A 16,149-nucleotide genomic window follows, 5' to 3' on the forward strand; every position below is an offset into this window, starting at 1 on the left:
CGGTTGCTTTCCCGGTGGGCAAGTCGAGGGGCACGCTTCACCGGCCGTCGCGCGGCGGGGCCGTACTCGCCCGCTCCACCAGACGGGTCGACAGCTCCGTGCGGGTGCTCTCCGGACGGTGGCCGTCCCTCAGTCGCAGCAGCAGGCGCAGGGCGGTGGCCGCCATGTCGGAGAACGGCTGGCGGACCGTGGTCAGCGCCGGGGCGGCCCAGCGGGCCTCGGGGAGGTCGTCGAAGCCGACCACGCTCATGTCGTCGGGCACCGTCAGCCCCCGCTCGGCCAGCGCCTCGTACACGCCGAGCGCCATGGCGTCGGAGCAGGCGAACATGGCCGTCGGCGGGACGGGCAGGTCCAGCAGGTCACGGGTGCGGCGGCGGGCGGCGGCCCGGTCGAAGCCGGCGTGGCGCACGTACTCGGGGCGGTGCCGCACGCCCGCGGAGGTCAGGGCGGACCGGTAGCCGGCGACCCTCGCGCCGCCGCACAGCTCCCGCCGCGGCCCGGCGACCACGGCGATCCGCTCGTGTCCGAGGCGCAGTAGATGCTCCGTCGCGGTCACGCCGCCCTGCCAGTTCGCCGAGCCCACCGACACCACGCCCGGCGGCGGCTCCACCGCCGGGTCAATCAGGACAAAGGGGACGCGGTGCTGCGCCAGCGCGGCGTACTGGACGGGGGTCAGCCGGGCTAGGTTGAACAGCGCCCCCTCCGAACCGCGCGCGACGAACCTGTCCAGCCAGCCGCGCTCCGCCCGGGGCGACCTCGGCGCCTCGGGCCGCGGCCGGTCCAGGGCCGCCGAGACGACCACCTCCAGCCCCGCGTCGTACGCCGCCTCCTCCACCCCGCGCAGCACCGCTCCCGACCAGGAGCTGTCCAGCGAGTGCACGACGAGGTCGACCAACCTGGGGGCCCGCGCGGTGTCGAAGCGGGGGCGGCGCACGTAGCCGAGCCGGTCCAGCGCCTCCGTGACGCGCCGGCGGGTCTCGGGCGCCACGTCCTCGCGTCCGTTGACCACCTTGGAGGCGGTGGGCACCGAGACCCCCGCCTCCCGGGCCACCACCGCGAGCGTCGGCCCGGCCGACGTGCTCGCACTCGCCGTACGGACCATCGGGCAACCACCTCTCGGCCCGTCCGGGGCCCGGGACAGAAAGCGCGGCACAAGCGCGGCAGGGAGGGCGCGATCTTAGAAAGCGCTTCCTATCCTAGGTTCGGCGCACCCGCGCGGGAAGACCGGGGAGGGACGGCGACGGGCGGCCGGTCAGGGCGCGAAGGTCACGACGGTGTCCACTCCGGCGTGCCGCAAGGTGCGGTGGACGGCCGGACGGGCCCCGCGCACCGTGATCGCGACCTCCCTCTCCGGCGTTCCGGTGACCGCGCGCAGCAGCGCGTACGCGCAGGCCAGATCGATGTGGTCGAGGGCGGACATGTCCAGCGTCCAGGCGGTCGGCTCCCGCAGCCGGTGATCGAGCAGCAGCTCCTCCAGGACGCGCAGCGCGGGGGCGTCCAGGTCGCCGGCGAAGGCCAGCACGGCGTGCCGCCCGTCCGCCTCGGCGATCCTCACGGGCGCGGTGGGCGTCGGGCTGGAGCGACGACGGTCGACGGTCACGACGGCCTCCTCGGCAGCACTTTGCGGGCGGACGTGTCTCCCATTGTCCACCCGTGGCGCCGAGCCGGTAGGACGGAATAGTTCTCCGCGCCGCGACGCTCTGGCTTGAGCGGCGCGACGGCGCGGAGAAGGGCTGGTGAGCGCGTGATGGCAGGGCAGAGACATCCCGTGGTTCCCACTCCCCACGGGGCTGTACGCGGCCGGTACGAGCAGGGCGTCGCCGTCTTCCGCGGCATCCCCTACGCCGCACCCCCCTTCGGGCCCCGCCGCTTCCGGCCGCCGGAGCCGCCCGAACCCTGGGACGGAGTGCGCGAGGCGGCCGGGTTCGGTCCTACGGCACCCAAGCCGCCGTACTCCGAGGCGTTCGCCCGGTACCTCTCCGACCCCGAGATCCCCGGCGACGACTGCCTCAATCTCAACGTCTGGACCCCCCATCCGGGCCCCGGCGCCCGGCTGCCGGTCCTGGTGTGGCTCCACGGCGGCGCCCTGACCAGGGGCTCCTCCGCCGTCCCCGTCTACGACGGCAGTACCTTCGCCCGTGACGGAGTGGTCTGCGTATCGGTCAACTACCGGCTGGGCGTCGAGGGCTACGGGCTGTTCCCGGACGCCCCCGCCAACGCCGGCCTGCGCGACCAGCTCGCCGCCCTGGAGTGGGTGCGGGACTCGATCACGGCCTTCGGCGGCGACCCCGACCGGGTGACCCTCGCCGGCCAGTCCGCCGGGGCCATCAGCACCGGCGCCCTCCTCGCCGCCCCGCGGGCCCGGGGGCTCTTCCGACGGGCCGTGCTCCAGAGCGGCGCCCCCGAGGCGTCCGACCGCGACAAGGTACGGCGGATGGTCCGCCGCATGGCCTCCCGCCTCAAGATCCCGGCCACCGCGGAGGCGTTCGCCGCCGCCGACCGGGGTGCGCTGCTGCGCGCCCAGGCCGAGGTGGGGCGCTTCAGCAGCCCCGTCCTCGGCGGCCCCGCCTTCGGGATCGTCGTCGACGGCGACGTGCTGCCGGTCGACCCCCTCGAGGCGCTGGTGGAGAACGACGCGGCACCGGGCGTCGACCTGATGATGGGCTGGACCCGCGACGAGTACCGGCTGTGGCTGGTCCCCGGCGGCCTCCTCGAACGCGTCGACCGGCTCGGCGCGGTCGCCCTCGCCGGGGCGCGGGCCCGCTGCCACTGCGGCAACGAGGTCGTGCGCGGCTACCGCGCGCTGCGCCCCGGCGCGGGTGCCGCCGAGACCGTGGGCCAACTGGTCACCGACCACCTGCTGCGCGTCCCGCTGCACCGGGTGGCCGACGCGCGGCCCGGCGCGTCGTACGTCTACGAGTTCGCCTGGCCGTCCGGCCTGCCCGGCCTCGGCGCCTGCCACGCCCTGGAGCTGGGGTTCGTCTTCGACTCCGGTGACCGGCCGGACTCCCGCCGGCTCGCGGGCGAGGGTGCTCCGCAGGAGTTGGCCGACGCGATGCACGGGGCGTGGGTGCGGTTCGTCGAGACCGGGGACCCGGGGTGGCGGGCGTGGGACGCCACCCACCCCGTGCGGGTCTTCGGGGACGGCGCCCCGCACACGGCGTACGGTCCGCGCGACGCGGAGTTCGACCTGTGGAAGGCCGACGTCGCCGTGCGAGCCATGCGGTCCGGGTCGCCGGCGCGACGGTGACGGTGCCGCCGGCGACGGGTGACCGAGCCGGGTTCGCGGTCAGCCGCCCGCCGGGTACGCGCCCGGCGACGGCGGTGCGGTCACCCCCACAGCCCTGGAGGACACGTCGGCCGAAGCGTCGTCCAGGTCCCGGCCCCCACCGCGTGCCGGACGCGTACGCGGCCGGCCCGAGGGACCGGCGGACCCGGGCCACCCGTTCTCCCGGCCCACGGCCACTTCGTCAACGGAGCTCAGGCGTTCCCGCGTCCCGCCCCCGCCACCGGGCGCGCAGCACCCCGCCCCCGACCACCGCCGACCCCACGATCACCCCGGCGGCGATCACGCGCCCCAGGCCGGAGCCGGCGTCGTCCACCGGGACCGCCGACGCCGTCAGGACCACCCCGGCGCCCGCGCAGGCCGCCGCCGCCTCCGCCCACACGCGTGCCGTCCCGCGCCCCCACCGCCACGGCCACGTCTCGCTCGTCACCAGATGGGCCACCAGCAGTGCGGCCACGCAGGCGCTCTCCCACCGGGAGGGGTCGCCGGCCGCCGCGATCACCACCACGCCGGACGCCGACACCGTCGTCCGGTGCCGCAGCAGCAGGTGGGACCAGCGGGTGGACTCCCGTGACGGCCGCCGGTCCGGCGACGGGGCCGCCCAGAGCGCGAAGGCCACCGCGCAGGCGAGCAGGACCGCGTCCCCCGCCCCGCTCACCGTCGCCCACGGCCGCCAGGCCGCCACCACGGCCGCCGCCGCGAGGACCCGCGCCGGCAGGGTGGTGACCCAGTACGCCAGGTACGCGCGGAGGCCGACCCGGGTCTCGAGTGCCGTCATCCCGCCCGCCCCCTTCCGCCGACCCGTCCGGCCGACAGCGGGGCCAGCGCCAGGTCCAACGACTCGCCCACCACGTGCCGCAGCACCGGCACCCCGCTGTCCCGCAGGGCGAAGCGCATCGCGTCCCGGTCCGCGTGCCACAGGCGCCGCCCCAACCCGCCCGCCTCGTCCCCGTCCTCGACCCGCGGGTCGCCGCTCGGGATCTCCACGACGACCGGGCGGCGCCCGCGCGACCGGAGGTCCCGCAGCACCTTCAGGACCCGCGCGTCGCTCAACGGGGTGAAGACGTACACCAGCGCTCCCTCCGGCAGCGCGGGCGGCGGCAGCCGCTCCAGGCCGGGCGCGTCGAACCGCCGGTCCTTGCGGACGTCCAGGACGCTCTCCACGATGCGGTAGAAGGCCGCGTCCCCGGTGCCCGGTGCCAGCCAGCGCGTGGTGCCGCCGGTCGAGACGACCCCCACCCGGTCGTGGGTGCGCAGGTAGGCCCGGGCGAGTCCGGTGGCCGCCCGCACCGTCTCGTCCAGGGAGGACAGACCGGTCACCGGGTCGACGACGTCCCCGAAGGCGTCGATCAGCATCACCGTGTCGGCGGCCCGCTCGGCCGCGAACCGGTGCAGCTGCACCGACCCGCGCCGGGTGGTCGACGGCCAGTGGATGCGCCGCTGCCGCTCCCCGGGCACCCAGGGACCCACCCCGACCACCTCGACCCCCTCCCCGGCCTGCGGTGCGGCGTGTTCGCCGAGCCGCTGCGGCAGCCGTACCGGGATCGGTGTGAACCGGGCCTGCGCGGCGTGCGGGAACACGGCCACGTCCAGCGCCTCGACGCGCACGGTGCGGCGCACGGTGCCCCCGGCGTCGTACACGTCGAGGTCCACCGGCCCGAGCGACCAGCGGCCCCAGCGCAGCGCGGTGTGGCGCAGCGTCACCGTGGACGGACCGACGACGACCTCGTCGAGCCGCAGGCCCGGGCCGAGCGTGACGCCGGGGTCGAGGCGGACGGCGTCCCCGTCGTGGGCCACGGAGATCCGCAGGGTGACCGCGTCGCCCTCGAAGCAGCGGCCCGGTTCGACGGTCGCCGTGGTCTCGACGCGCCGGACGTACGCGCGGGGCAGCGCCAGGGCGAGCAGCACCAGCGGCGCCGCCGCGAGGGCCAGCAGCCACGCCCGTCCGGTGAGCAGCGCGGCGGACAGCGCCACGACGGCGACGGTCAGCAGGCGCAGCGTCCGCTCGCCCGGGCGCGGCCCGGCGGGCGGCGGGGGAGGCGGCTGCGCCGGGACGGTGCGCCCCTCCAGGGCACGGATCACGCCGGCGTCCGGCGGCGGCGCGGGAGCGGGCGCGGTCACGACGAGACGGTGGCGGCCGTGCGCCGGGTCGTCGGCGTGCGCACGCTGTCGACGATCTCGCGCAGCACGTCGTCCGTGGACACCTCGCGCACCCACAACTCCGGGCGCAGCGACACCCGGTGCGCCAGCGCGGGCACGGCGAGGCCCTTGACGTCCTCCGGGACGACGTAGTCGCGGCCGTCCAGCACCGCGCGGGCGCGCGCCAGTTGCACCAGGGCCAGTCCGCCGCGCGGCGAGGCGCCGATGCCGATCTGGGGATGGTCGCGGGTCGCGCCGACCAGCGCCACGGCGTACTCCAGCAGGTCGTCGTCGATCTCCACGCGCTCCACGACGGCCCGCCACGCCACGACGTCAGCCGGCCCCGCCAGCCTGTCGAGCACGGCCTCGGGCGCCGCCCGGTCGATCCGGGCCCGCAGCATCGCCCGCTCCTCACCGGCGGTCAGATAGCCCATTCGCACGCGCAGCTGGAACCGGTCGAGCTGCGCCTCGGGCAGCGAGTAGGTGCCTTCGTACTCGACCGGGTTGGCGGTCGCGATGACCAGGAACGGGTCGGCGAGCGGCCGGGTCTCGCCGTCCACGGTGACCTGCGACTCGGCCATCGCCTCCAGCAGCGCCGCCTGGGTCTTGGGCGGCGTCCGGTTGATCTCGTCGGCGAGCAGGAGGTGGGTGAAGACCGGGCCGGGGTGGAAGACCATCTCGCCGGTGCGCCGGTCGTACAGCGGCGTCCCGGTGACGTCGGAGGGCAGCAGGTCGGGCGTGAACTGGATGCGGCGGAAGTTCAGGCCGAGGGTGGTGGCGAAGGACCGCGCCAGGAGGGTCTTGCCGAGCCCCGGCAGGTCCTCGACCAGGACGTGGCCGCCGGCCAGCACGCCCAGCATCACCAGTTCGAGGGCGTCCTGCTTGCCGACGACGGCGCGGCCCATCTCGCGCAGTACGGCGCCGGCCTCTTCGCCGACCTGCTCGGCGGTGCGGAGGCGGGGCGTGGGGTCAGTCGTCACGTCGCTTGTTCCTTACCGGTGCGGTTCGGGGGGGGGGGGGGGGGGGGGGGGGGGGGGGGGGGGGGGGTGCGCGCCCGGGGAGTCGGCGCGGGTGCGGTGTGCGCCGAGCGTTTCGAGCCGGTCGACGAGGCGGCGCAGTACGTCGACGGGTACCTCGCCGTCGGGGCCGGTCGCCGGGGGCACGGGCCCGAGCCACGGCCACAGCTCCGGGCCGATCAGCTCCGCGGCCCGCTCGGGCTGCCGGTCGAGCGAGACGTGGTGGTGCTCGGCGAGCGCGGCGGCGTACAGGCGGCGCAACTCGGGCCGGAGCACCGCGCGGTAGTAGAGGGCGCCGTCGGGCCCGGTCGCGGTCGCCACGTTCCGCCGCCACTCGCCCATGCCGGGCGCCCGCGTCCCGAGCAGCCGCACCTCCTCCCGGCGGCCGTGGTCGAGCGCGTCGGCCCCGACGGCGTACCGGGCCACGAGCAGCGCCACCACGGCCAGCAGGACCAGGAGGGCGCCGGCCGCCTCCGCCCCGTCGAGGAGCAGCACCAGCAGGACACCGGAGCCGGCGACCGCGCCGCCGAGCAGCCCGAGCCGGCCCGGGCTGAGCAGGTTCCCTCCCGGGGTGTCCGCCGCCGCCTCCCGCGCCGGCCGGTTCACCGCGCGCCCTCCGCGTCCCCGAGCAGCGAGGCGATCTCCTCCAACGCGTCGGACGCGGCCTCGCGGTGCGCGGCGTCCATCGGGTGCGAGGAGAACCGGGCCTCGCGGAAGAGCGCCGCCAGGCGGGGCGCGGCCGGGCCGGGCGCGAGGCCCGCCTCGACGGCGCGGGCGAGCAGGTCGGCGGGGCTGTCGGAGGCGCGGCGCTCCACCCCGGACGCGACGAGGGCGTCCTCCATCGCGGCGTAGCAGGCGATGACGGCGGCGCGGGCGTCCCCGGCGCCGGCCAGGGCCCGACGGCCCGAACGCACGGCGGACAGCAGCAGCCGCGCGTCGTCCTCCCCGGTCACCGGGGAGGCGAGCCCGGGGCGGTGCGGCACCCTCAGCTCCAGGCGTCGCAGCCGTCGGACGACGGCCACCGCGACCAGGACGACCACGACCGCTCCCGCCACGCCGAGCACGAGGTACAGCGGCAGCGTCGGGAGGCCCGAGCCCCCGGGGTCCGCGTCGGGCAGCGGCGCGCCGTCGGCGGGCGGCGGGACCGGTGTCGGGGGGACCGGCGCCGGGGCGGGCTCCGGGTCACCGCTGGAGAAGCGGTGCATGGCCAGGGCCAGGAAGCCGACGGCGCCCGTCCCGGCGAGCAGCAGGGGCGCGGCGATCTCCCGCAGCCGCTCCTCGCCCGGCGACAGCGTGACGCCGTAGGAGTGGAACCGCGGGCGCAGGTGGCGGACGATCCGCGCGGTAGCGATCGACCAGGCGAGGGCCGACCCGATGGCGACGATGCCCCACTCGCCCAGCGGCCCCCTGCCGGCCGGCAGCAGCTCTCCCGGGGGCCGCAGCAGGAGCGCGGCGACGGCGAGGACCGCGACCACCCCGAAGGCGACCACCGGACCGGGCGCCGCCCGCCGCCGTGCCCGTCCCGCGTGTTCCACGTCGCCCCCCAGCCGAACACGTCGTCCCCGAACGTCAGTTCATCACAGTCGGTCACACCGGTGCCAGTGCCGTCGCCACGGACCCGATCGTCTCCGGCCCCACCCGGCAGCAGCCGCCGATCAGCCGTGCCCCGGCCGCCCGCCACCGGCGCACCTGCCGGGCGTCGAAGGACGAACGCCCCTTCCACGACCGGGCCTCAGCGTCCCAGGACTCTCCGCTGTTGGGGTAAACGACGACCGTCTTCCCGGTGACGCGGACGGCGGTCTCCACGGCGCCGGAGACGTCCTCGGGGGCGCAGCAGTTCACGCCCAGCGCGACCACCTCCGCCGCGTCCGCGGCCAGCGCGAAGGCGTCCTCCAGCGGCTGGCCCGCACGGGTGCGCCCGCCCGCGACGGTGTACGACAGCCAGGCCGGGACGCCCAGACCGCGCACGGCCCGCAGCAGCGCCGCCGCCTCCTCGGTGTCGGGGACGGTCTCCAGCGCGAGCACGTCCGGCCGGGCGGCGGCCAGTGCCTCCAGCCGGGGCCGGTGGAAGCGCTCCAGCTCCGCGACCGTCAGCCCGTAGCGGCCCCGGTACTCGGAGCCGTCCGCCAGCATCGCCCCGTAGGGACCCGCCGACGCCGCCACCCACAGGCGGCGGTCCGTCCGGGCCCGGCGGGCCGCCTCCCGCGCCGACTCGACGCTCAGCGCCATGAGTTCGGCGGCGCGCTCGCGGCCGGTCCCGCGCCGGGCGAACCCCTCGAACGTGGCCTGGTAGCTCGCCGTGATCGCCACGTCGGCGCCGGCCTCGAAGTAGGCGAGGTGCGCCTTGACAAGCGCCTCCGGGTCCTCGGCGAGCAGGCGCGCCGACCACAGGTCGTCGCTCAGGTCGTGGCCCGCCGACTCCAGTTGGTTGGACATGCCGCCGTCGAGCACGAGGGGGCGGCCGGAGGCGAGGGCGTCGGCGAAGTCGCTGGTCATGGCATGAGGTTAGCCAGCCGGGCGGCGCGGCCCCGGGGGCTTGTCCCCCGTGCGAGCTACGGCGAGGTGTCCACCGTGAGGTGACGATCCGGGGCCGCCCGATCCGTAGCGTCGGGTGCAGTTCGCGGCACACCGGCCGCGGCCCGGAGAAGGGGTTTCCGTGAGGTTCGTCTGGCAGTTCCTGGCCGTGCTGGCGGCGTACGCCGTCGGCGGCGTCTCGATCAACGCGGTGAAGGACAACGACTGGCTCACCCTGGTCGTCGGTCTCACCGCGGCGGCGCTGGTGGTGTTCGTGTACGCGTGGGTGGTGCGCAGGACCGAGCGCCGCCAGGCCCTGGACGTGGCCCTGGACGGAGCGGCGGCCAAGGCCGGCTGGGGGACGCTGATCGGCGTCGGGATGTTCTCGGCCGTCATCGTGAACCTCTGGACCTCCGGGCACTACGAGGTCGAGGGACTGGGCTCGGTGCAGGGCGCGGTGGGGCTGGTCGGCTTCATGGCCGGTGCCGCGGCGACCGAGGAGGTCGTGTACCGCGGGGTGCTGTTCCGGATCATCGAGGAGCACATCGGCACCTACCTCGCGCTGGGGCTGACCGGCGTGGTGTTCGGGCTCTCGCACCTGCTCAACGAGGACGCCACCCTGTGGGGCGCCGTCGCCATCGCCGTCGAGGCCGGCTTCATGCTCGCCGCGGCATACGCCGCCACCCGCAACCTGTGGCTGACGATCGGCGTGCACTTCGGCTGGAACTTCGCCGCGGCCGGCGTCTTCAGCACCGTGGTCTCCGGCAACGGGGACAACCAGGGGCTGCTCGACGCCGCGATGTCGGGCCCGAAGCTGCTCACCGGCGGCGACTTCGGACCGGAGGGCAGCGTGTACTCGGTGGGCTTCGGAGCGCTGCTGACGCTGGTGTTCCTGTGGCTGGCGCACCGGCGCGGGAACATCGTGCGGTTCGGCTCCCGGCGGCGTGCCGCGGGCGCCGGCCCCGCGGCTACACTTCCCCGGTGATCGATCGCCGACGGGTCCCGGAACTGTGGCGCCGGCTCGACGTCACGGTCCGGGACCTCCCGCTCGGGGTGCTGCTCCTCGTCGCCTCGCTCCTGCCGGCGCTCCGCGGTCAGGGCACGGAGGTCGGCGGCCTGCCGACCCGCCCCGGCGACGCGCTGGCCGGGGTGGCGGCCGTCCTCCAGTGCCTGCCGCTGGCCGTGCGCAGGCGGTGGCCGCTCGTCTGCGTCGCCCTGGTGTCGCTCGGCTTCGCCGTCGACCAGCTGCGCGGCTACCACCTCTTCGCGGGCACCGCACTGCCCATCGCGCTGATCAGCGCGGGGTCGTACCTGGAGAGGTTCCGGCGCGCCACCGCGGTCGTCGCCTCCGTGGCGTTCGCGGTCCTGTCGGTGGAGCTGTACCGGCGCGGCACGGGCGAATCGGTGGTCGAGTTCGTGGCGTTCTACCTGGCGCTGGCCCTCGCGTGGGGCATCGGCGCGTGGATGCGCTCCGTCCGGGCCGCCGAGGCCGAACGCCGCGGCCGTGCCGCCGAGGACGCGCGCAACGCCGAACGCGCCCGCATCGCACGCGAACTGCACGACGTGGTGACCCACCATGTGACGGCGATGGTCGTGCAGTCCGAGGCGGCCCGTTACCTGACCGCCGCCCCCGACCGGCTCGACGCGACGCTGGCCGCCGTCAGCGACACCGGCCGGCGGGCCATCACCGACCTGCGGCACCTGCTCGACCTCCTCAACCCCGACCACGGCACCGCCGAGCCCCGGACGCCACCGGTCGGCCGGGTGCTCACGCTGGTCGAGCAGACGCGCCGGGCCGGGCAGCCGGTGGAGTTCACCGAGGAGGGCACCCCGGCGGCGGCGACCGGCAGTTCCGATCTGGTGGCCTACCGCGTCGTGCAGGAGGCCCTGACCAACGCCCTCAAGTACGACCACGGCGGCCGGACCTCGGTCCTGGTGCGGCACGGGGAACGGGAGATCACGGTGGAGGTGGGCACGGACGGCTCCGGTACGGGGGCCGGGTCCCCCGGCGGAAGCGGGCGGGGGCTGGCCGGTCTGCGGGAGCGGGTCGGCGTGCTGGGCGGCGAGTTCAGCGCGGACCCGGTGGAGGGCGGCGGCTTCGTCGTCCGGGCCCGGATACCCGGCGGGGGCGGAGGGAGCACGTCATGAGCGCGCCGGTCCGGGTGCTGATCTGCGACGACCAGGCACTGATCCGCACGGGGCTGTCGACGATCGTCGACGCCCAGCCCGACCTGGAGGTCGTGGGCGAGTGCGGGGACGGGCGGACCGGGGTCGACCTCGCCCGCGAACTGCGCCCGGACGTCGTGGTGATGGACATCCGCATGCCGGTGCTCGACGGCTTGGAGGCCACCCGCCTGCTGGCCGGCGCGGGCGTGGAGCACCCCGTCAAGGTGCTCGTGGTCACGACGTTCAACCTCGACGAGTACGTCTACGAGGCGCTGCGGGCGGGAGCCAGCGGGTTCCTGCTCAAGGACGCGCCGCCGGACCGGCTGCTGCACGGCATCCGCACCGTGGCCATGGGCGCGGCGCTGCTGGACCCCGAGGTGACGCGCAAGCTCGTGGGCCGGTACGCCGCCCGCATCCGGCCCGCCGAGGGCGACGCCCGGGACATCCCGCTGACACCCCGTGAACTGGAGGTCCTGCGGCTCATCGCGGACGGCCTGTCCAACAGCGAGATCGCCGCGGCCCTCGTCATCAGCCACGAGACGGTCAAGACCTTCGTGTCCCGCATCCTCACCAAGCTCGGCCTGCGCGACCGCGTCCAGGCCGTCGTCTACGCCTACCGGCACGGCCTGGTGACCTGAGGCGCCGCGCGGGCGCGGTGCCGTACCCGTTGACCTTCCCCCGTCACCCCCTTACCTTTTCGGCGTTCGTCATCACAGATGGCGTTCGGTATGCCGAACGTAGCGTGCCGGACTCCCCGTCGAGAGGCAGCCCGCATGAGCCGCGCCGACGAAGCGCAGCCCGTCCAGCCCGCAGTCCCCGGCCGACGCCTGCTGTTGAAGGGCGCCGTGGCCGCGGGAGCCCTGTCGGCCGTCCCCGCCGTCGCCGCCGCCGCACCCGGCGAGGCGGCCCCGTACGTGAACCCGCTGGTCCGCAACCGCGCCGACCCGCACATCCGCCGCCACACCGACGGCTTCTACTACTTCACGGCGACCGCGCCCGAGTACGACCGCATCGTCCTGCGCCGCTCCCGCACCCTCCAGGGCATCGGCACCGCCCGCGAGTCGGTCGTCTGGCGCAAGCACACCACCGGGGACATGGGAGCCCACATCTGGGCGCCGGAGATGCACCGCGTCGACGGCAAGTGGTACATCTACTTCGCCGCCGCGCCGGCCGAACGCGTCTGGGACATCCGCATCTGGGTCCTGGAGAACGCCCACCGCGACCCGTTCCGGGGCACCTGGGTGGAGCGCGGCCAGGTGAAGACCGCCTGGGAGACCTTCTCCCTGGACGCCACCACCTTCACCCACCGCGGCACCCGTTACCTCGCCTGGGCCCAGCACGAACCCGGCATGGACAACAACACCGCCCTGTGGCTGTCCGAGATGGCGAACCCCTGGACGCTCAAGGGCCCCCAGATACGCCTGTCCACGCCCGAGTACGACTGGGAGTGCGTCGGCTTCAAGGTCAACGAGGGCGCGGCCGTCCTCGCCCGCAACGGACGGGTGTTCATGACCTACTCGGCCAGCGCCACCGACGCCAACTACTGCATGGGCCTGCTCACCGCCGACGCGGACGCCGACCTGATGGACCCCGGCAGCTGGTCCAAGTCCCCGGTCCCGGTCTTCACCAGCAACGAGACCACCGGTCAGTACGGCCCCGGGCACAACTGCTTCACCGTGGACCGCGACGGCCGCACCGACGTGCTGGTCTACCACGCCCGCCAGTACAAGGAGATCGACGGCGACCCCCTCGACGACCCCAACCGCCACACCCGCGTCCAGCGCCTGGGCTGGAAGGCGGACGGCACACCGGACTTCGGCGTCCCGGTCGCCGACACGGCGCGGGGCCGCGCGTGAGACGCGTCGCCGCCGCCGCGCTGGTGGCCGCCACCCTGGCCGCCGGCGCCCTGACGGCCGTACCCGCCCGGGCCGCCCAGGGCCGCGTCCCCGCGACGGGCGAGTGCACGGCCACCGCCTGCCACTTCGACGTCCCGCCGGGCACGTACGACGTGACGGTGCTGCTCGGCGGTGAGGAAGCCGCCCGTACCTCACTCACCGGCGAGACCCGGAGGTCCCTGCTGCCGGAGACCGCGACCGCCCCCGGCGAGCGGGTCGCCCGCAGCTTCACCGTGGACGTCCGCACCCCCGAGGGCGAACCCGCCGGGCCCGCCGGCAGCCCCGGCCTGGACCTGACGATCGGCGGACCGGCCCCCGCCGTCGCCGCCGTCCGGGTCACCCCGGCGCGGCACGCCCGGCAGATCCTCCTCGTCGGGGACTCCACGGTCTGCGACCAGCCGGGCGCGCCGTACTCCGGCTGGGGCCAGCAACTGCCGCAGTACCTGCGCAAGGGCCTGTCCGTCGCCAACCACGCCGACTCGGGCGAGAGCACGGTCAGTTACCTGGCCGACGAGCGGATGTGGGGCACGGTGCGGCGGCTCGTCCGCCCCGGTGACCTGGTGCTCGTCCAGCTCGCGCACAACGACAAGACGACCGACGGGCCGACCTACCGGGCGAACCTGGAGACGCTGGTGGCCGGTGTCCGGGAGCGCGGCGGACGTCCGGTCCTCGTGACGCCGGTCGTGCGCCGCTGGTTCGGCGCCGACGGCACCCTGGACAACGACACCGCCCTGCTCGTCAACGGCCTCGGCGTCGACCATCCGGCCGTCGTCCGCGCGGTCGCCGCGGCCCGGGACGTGCCGCTGATCGACCTGACCGCGAAGACCAAGGCGCTGGTGGAGTCGCTCGGCGTGGAGGGCTCCAAGTCGCTCTACCTCTACGACGAGAAGCGGGACAACACCCACACCTCCGCCCACGGCGCCACCGTCTACGCGGGCCTGGTCCGGGACGAACTCGTCGCCCAGCACCTCGTGCCGCGCGGCGCCGTACGGCCCGGCTGAGCGCGTGGCCCGCGGCGGACACCCGGCCGCGGGCCACCGGGTACGGCGAGAACGGTTCGGCCGGTGCCGAAACGACGGGCCCGTAGCGTCGCGGGCATGAGCGACACCGACACCGACACCGCCACCAGCGCACCCGTGACCCCCGCCGGCACCGTCACCGGCATGGTCGAGCACGTCCTCGCCCTCGCCGCCACCTGGACCCGCTGGGACGGGCGGCCGGCGCACGTCGACGGCCGCGTCTACACCCCGCACAAGGCGATCCGCCGGGTCGCCGACCACTTGGTCGACCACCTCGCGGAGCTGGAGGCCCGGCTGGCGGGGGAGGAGACCCAGCCCGACCACTGGCACGCCTCCACGGTCACCACGGAGGCGGACCGCGCGCCCTTCACCCAGGAGGACCTCGACGAGGCCCGCAGCCGCCTCACCCGGCTCGCCCGGATCTGGGCCAACCGCCTGGACGCGCTCACCGAGGAGCAGTTGGACCACTCGCCCGGCGAGGGCTGGAGCTTTCGCCGACTGGCGGCGCACCTGGAGGAGTCGGTGTACTACGCCGACGCGGTGGGTGACCTGTCGTGACGGCTCCGGGCGAGCCCACCACCGAGCCCGCCGCCGGGCCCCCCACGGCCGCCGCGCCGCCGGACGCCGCTGCCTTCGCCGGCCTGCACCGTCCCGGTGAGCCGCTGCTCCTGCCGTGCGCCTGGGACCATGCCTCGGCGTTCGCCCTCGCGGGGCGCGGGTTCCGGGCGGTCGGCACGACCAGTCTGGGCGTCGCGGCGGCGGCCGGGCTGCCGGACGGGGCGTCGGCGACCCGCGACGGGACGCTGCGGCTGGCCCGGACCCTGGGCCCGGGCCCGTTCCTGCTCACCGTCGACGCGGAGGACGGCTTCAGCGACGACCCCGAGGAGGTGGGGGAGTTCGCGCGGGAGCTGGCGGCGGCCGGCGCCGTCGGCGTCAACCTGGAGGACGCCCTCGGCCCCGCCGACCGGCACGCCGCAAAGATCGCCGCGGTGCGGGCGGCGGCCCCCGGCCTGTTCGTCAACGCCCGCACGGACACGTACTGGTGCGGCGACGGCTCCTTCGCGCGGACCGTGCGCCGGCTCGACGCCTACCGCGAGGCCGGCGCCCACGGGGTCTTCGTCCCCGGCCTCGCCGACCCCGGCGCCATCGGGGAGCTGGCCGCCCACCTCGGCGGCCTCCCGCTGAACGTCCTGCTCACCCCCGCCGGACCCACCGTCCCGCACCTCGCCGACCTCGGCGTGAGCCGGGTCAGCCTGGGCTCGTTCCTCTACCGGAGGGCCCTGGGGGCCGCCCTGGAGGCGGTGGAGGACGTGCGCGCCGGGCGGACACCGGGCGGCGCGGCCCCCGCTTACGCCGAGGTGCGGGCGCTGGGGACGGTGAACCCCGGGCCGGGGACGGCGAGCCCTGGGCCGGGGACGGTGAACCCCGGGCCGGGGACGGCCGGCTCCGGGCCGGGGGCGATCAGCCCCGGGCCCCCTCGCGAGGCCAGTGGGTGAGGGTCACGTGCAGGGCCTCGACCACCTTGTCCCAGGACGCCCGTACGTCGCGCGGGGCGCCGAAGCCGCCGGTGGCCTCCAAGGAGCAGTAGCCGTGGAAGGTGCTGCGCAACAGGCGCACGGCGTCGGTGAGGTCGGGTTCGGTGAGGCCGTAGGCGCGGAGCATGCCGTGGGTGATCTCGGCGGTGCGGCGCAGGGCGGGGGAGTCGGCGACGAGGGCCTGGTCCACGCGGATCTGGGTCGCGGCGTAACGGCCGGGGTGGCGCAGGGCGTAGGAGCGGTAGGCGCCCGCGAAGGCGGCCAGCGCCTCCTTGCCGGCCCGCCCGGCCACCGCCGCCGCGATCTCGTCGATCAACTCGCCGCCGGCCAGCAGCGCGACCCGGACGCGGAGTTCCCGCAGGTTCCGCACGTGCGTGTACAGGCTCGCGTCCTTCACGCCGAAGTGGCGGGCGAGCGCGGAGACCGTCACGTTGTCGAAGCCGGTCGCGTCGGCGAGGTCGGCGGCGGCCGCGACGACACGGTCGGTCGTAAGACCCGCTCGGGGCATGCGCCACCTTCCCTGCTTCCCGGACATTCCTAGGGCTCCTAGGTTTCATGCTAGGGCGGGCGGCCGGGCAT

General features: G+C 75.8%; 17 protein-coding genes. 8 read left to right on the top strand and 9 right to left on the bottom strand.

Going from position 1 to position 16,149, the window contains the following annotated elements; genetic code table 11:
• Window positions 1–37 precede the first annotated feature (37 nt).
• On the bottom strand, window positions 38–1,102 hold the full coding sequence (locus tag ACFZP7_RS27075; protein WP_385636279.1) for a LacI family DNA-binding transcriptional regulator: 1,065 nt from the start codon (window positions 1,100–1,102) through the stop codon (window positions 38–40).
• Between the two features lie 150 nt (window positions 1,103–1,252).
• Window positions 1,253–1,600 (bottom strand): STAS domain-containing protein, encoded by a 348-nt coding sequence (locus ACFZP7_RS27080; RefSeq protein WP_210902612.1) that lies wholly within the window; start codon window positions 1,598–1,600, stop codon window positions 1,253–1,255.
• Window positions 1,601–1,747: 147 nt separating this feature from the next.
• On the opposite strand from ACFZP7_RS27080, the gene ACFZP7_RS27085 reads away from it, so the two are divergent.
• On the top strand, window positions 1,748–3,250 hold the full coding sequence (locus ACFZP7_RS27085) for a carboxylesterase/lipase family protein (RefSeq protein ID WP_385636282.1): 1,503 nt from the start codon (window positions 1,748–1,750) through the stop codon (window positions 3,248–3,250).
• 220 nt (window positions 3,251–3,470) lie between these two features.
• Here the strand turns inward: ACFZP7_RS27085 and ACFZP7_RS27090 are convergent, their stop codons facing one another.
• The 6 genes from ACFZP7_RS27090 to mmuM are packed head-to-tail and all read right to left on the bottom strand — an operon-like array spanning window position 3,471 to window position 8,937.
• A complete protein-coding gene (locus tag ACFZP7_RS27090) occupies window positions 3,471–4,064 on the bottom strand; it encodes a hypothetical protein (RefSeq protein ID WP_385636285.1) in 594 nt (197 codons plus the stop codon).
• A complete protein-coding gene (locus ACFZP7_RS27095) occupies window positions 4,061–5,407 on the bottom strand; it encodes a DUF58 domain-containing protein (protein WP_385636288.1) in 1,347 nt (448 codons plus the stop codon). Before ACFZP7_RS27095 ends, ACFZP7_RS27090 begins: the two co-directional genes overlap by 4 nt.
• Window positions 5,404–6,405 carry an AAA family ATPase gene (locus tag ACFZP7_RS27100; RefSeq protein ID WP_385636289.1) on the bottom strand — a complete coding sequence of 334 codons (1,002 nt, stop codon included), beginning with the start codon at window positions 6,403–6,405 and terminating at the stop codon, window positions 5,404–5,406. The genes ACFZP7_RS27095 and ACFZP7_RS27100 overlap by 4 nt, the downstream gene beginning before the upstream one ends.
• Before the next feature lie 12 nt (window positions 6,406–6,417).
• The gene (locus ACFZP7_RS27105; RefSeq protein ID WP_385636292.1) at window positions 6,418–7,047 is read right to left on the bottom strand and encodes a hypothetical protein; all 630 of its coding nucleotides are present in this window, start codon (window positions 7,045–7,047) and stop codon (window positions 6,418–6,420) included.
• Window positions 7,044–7,976, bottom strand: coding sequence for a DUF4129 domain-containing protein (locus tag ACFZP7_RS27110; protein ID WP_385636293.1), 933 nt, complete (start codon window positions 7,974–7,976; stop codon window positions 7,044–7,046). The genes ACFZP7_RS27105 and ACFZP7_RS27110 overlap by 4 nt, the downstream gene beginning before the upstream one ends.
• Window positions 7,977–8,028: 52 nt before the next feature.
• Window positions 8,029–8,937 (bottom strand): homocysteine S-methyltransferase, encoded by a 909-nt coding sequence (gene mmuM / locus ACFZP7_RS27115; protein WP_385636295.1) that lies wholly within the window; start codon window positions 8,935–8,937, stop codon window positions 8,029–8,031.
• Window positions 8,938–9,097: 160 nt separating this feature from the next.
• Here mmuM and ACFZP7_RS27120 point away from each other — a divergent pair, with 160 nt between their 5' ends.
• From ACFZP7_RS27120 to ACFZP7_RS27150, 7 genes are all read left to right on the top strand, one after another.
• Window positions 9,098–9,940 carry a CPBP family intramembrane glutamic endopeptidase gene (locus ACFZP7_RS27120; RefSeq protein ID WP_164286659.1) on the top strand — a complete coding sequence of 281 codons (843 nt, stop codon included), beginning with the start codon at window positions 9,098–9,100 and terminating at the stop codon, window positions 9,938–9,940.
• Window positions 9,937–11,103: a sensor histidine kinase gene (locus tag ACFZP7_RS27125; RefSeq protein ID WP_385636298.1), complete on the top strand. Its 1,167-nt coding sequence runs from the start codon at window positions 9,937–9,939 to the stop codon at window positions 11,101–11,103. Before ACFZP7_RS27120 ends, ACFZP7_RS27125 begins: the two co-directional genes overlap by 4 nt.
• Window positions 11,100–11,759 carry a response regulator transcription factor gene (locus tag ACFZP7_RS27130; protein WP_019326067.1) on the top strand — a complete coding sequence of 220 codons (660 nt, stop codon included), beginning with the start codon at window positions 11,100–11,102 and terminating at the stop codon, window positions 11,757–11,759. The genes ACFZP7_RS27125 and ACFZP7_RS27130 overlap by 4 nt, the downstream gene beginning before the upstream one ends.
• 135 nt (window positions 11,760–11,894) lie before the next feature.
• Entirely contained in the window at window positions 11,895–12,977 is a 1,083-nt protein-coding gene (locus tag ACFZP7_RS27135; RefSeq protein ID WP_385636299.1) for a family 43 glycosylhydrolase, read from the top strand.
• Window positions 12,974–14,017, top strand: coding sequence for a rhamnogalacturonan acetylesterase (locus tag ACFZP7_RS27140; protein ID WP_385636302.1), 1,044 nt, complete (start codon window positions 12,974–12,976; stop codon window positions 14,015–14,017). Before ACFZP7_RS27135 ends, ACFZP7_RS27140 begins: the two co-directional genes overlap by 4 nt.
• A 96-nt stretch (window positions 14,018–14,113) precedes the next feature.
• Window positions 14,114–14,593, top strand: coding sequence for a hypothetical protein (locus ACFZP7_RS27145; RefSeq protein ID WP_385636305.1), 480 nt, complete (start codon window positions 14,114–14,116; stop codon window positions 14,591–14,593).
• Window positions 14,590–15,531 carry an isocitrate lyase/phosphoenolpyruvate mutase family protein gene (locus ACFZP7_RS27150; protein ID WP_385636306.1) on the top strand — a complete coding sequence of 314 codons (942 nt, stop codon included), beginning with the start codon at window positions 14,590–14,592 and terminating at the stop codon, window positions 15,529–15,531. Before ACFZP7_RS27145 ends, ACFZP7_RS27150 begins: the two co-directional genes overlap by 4 nt.
• Here ACFZP7_RS27150 and ACFZP7_RS27155 read toward each other — a convergent pair.
• Complete coding sequence (locus ACFZP7_RS27155; RefSeq protein ID WP_385636308.1) at window positions 15,497–16,078, bottom strand: TetR/AcrR family transcriptional regulator; 582 nt, start codon at window positions 16,076–16,078, stop codon at window positions 15,497–15,499. The two genes, ACFZP7_RS27150 and ACFZP7_RS27155, sit on opposite strands and share 35 nt — an antisense overlap.
• Between the last annotated feature and the right edge of the window lie 71 nt (window positions 16,079–16,149).

This window comes from Streptomyces sp. SudanB5_2050, from assembly GCF_964272335.1.
GTDB lineage: Bacteria > Actinomycetota > Actinomycetes > Streptomycetales > Streptomycetaceae > Streptomyces > Streptomyces rochei.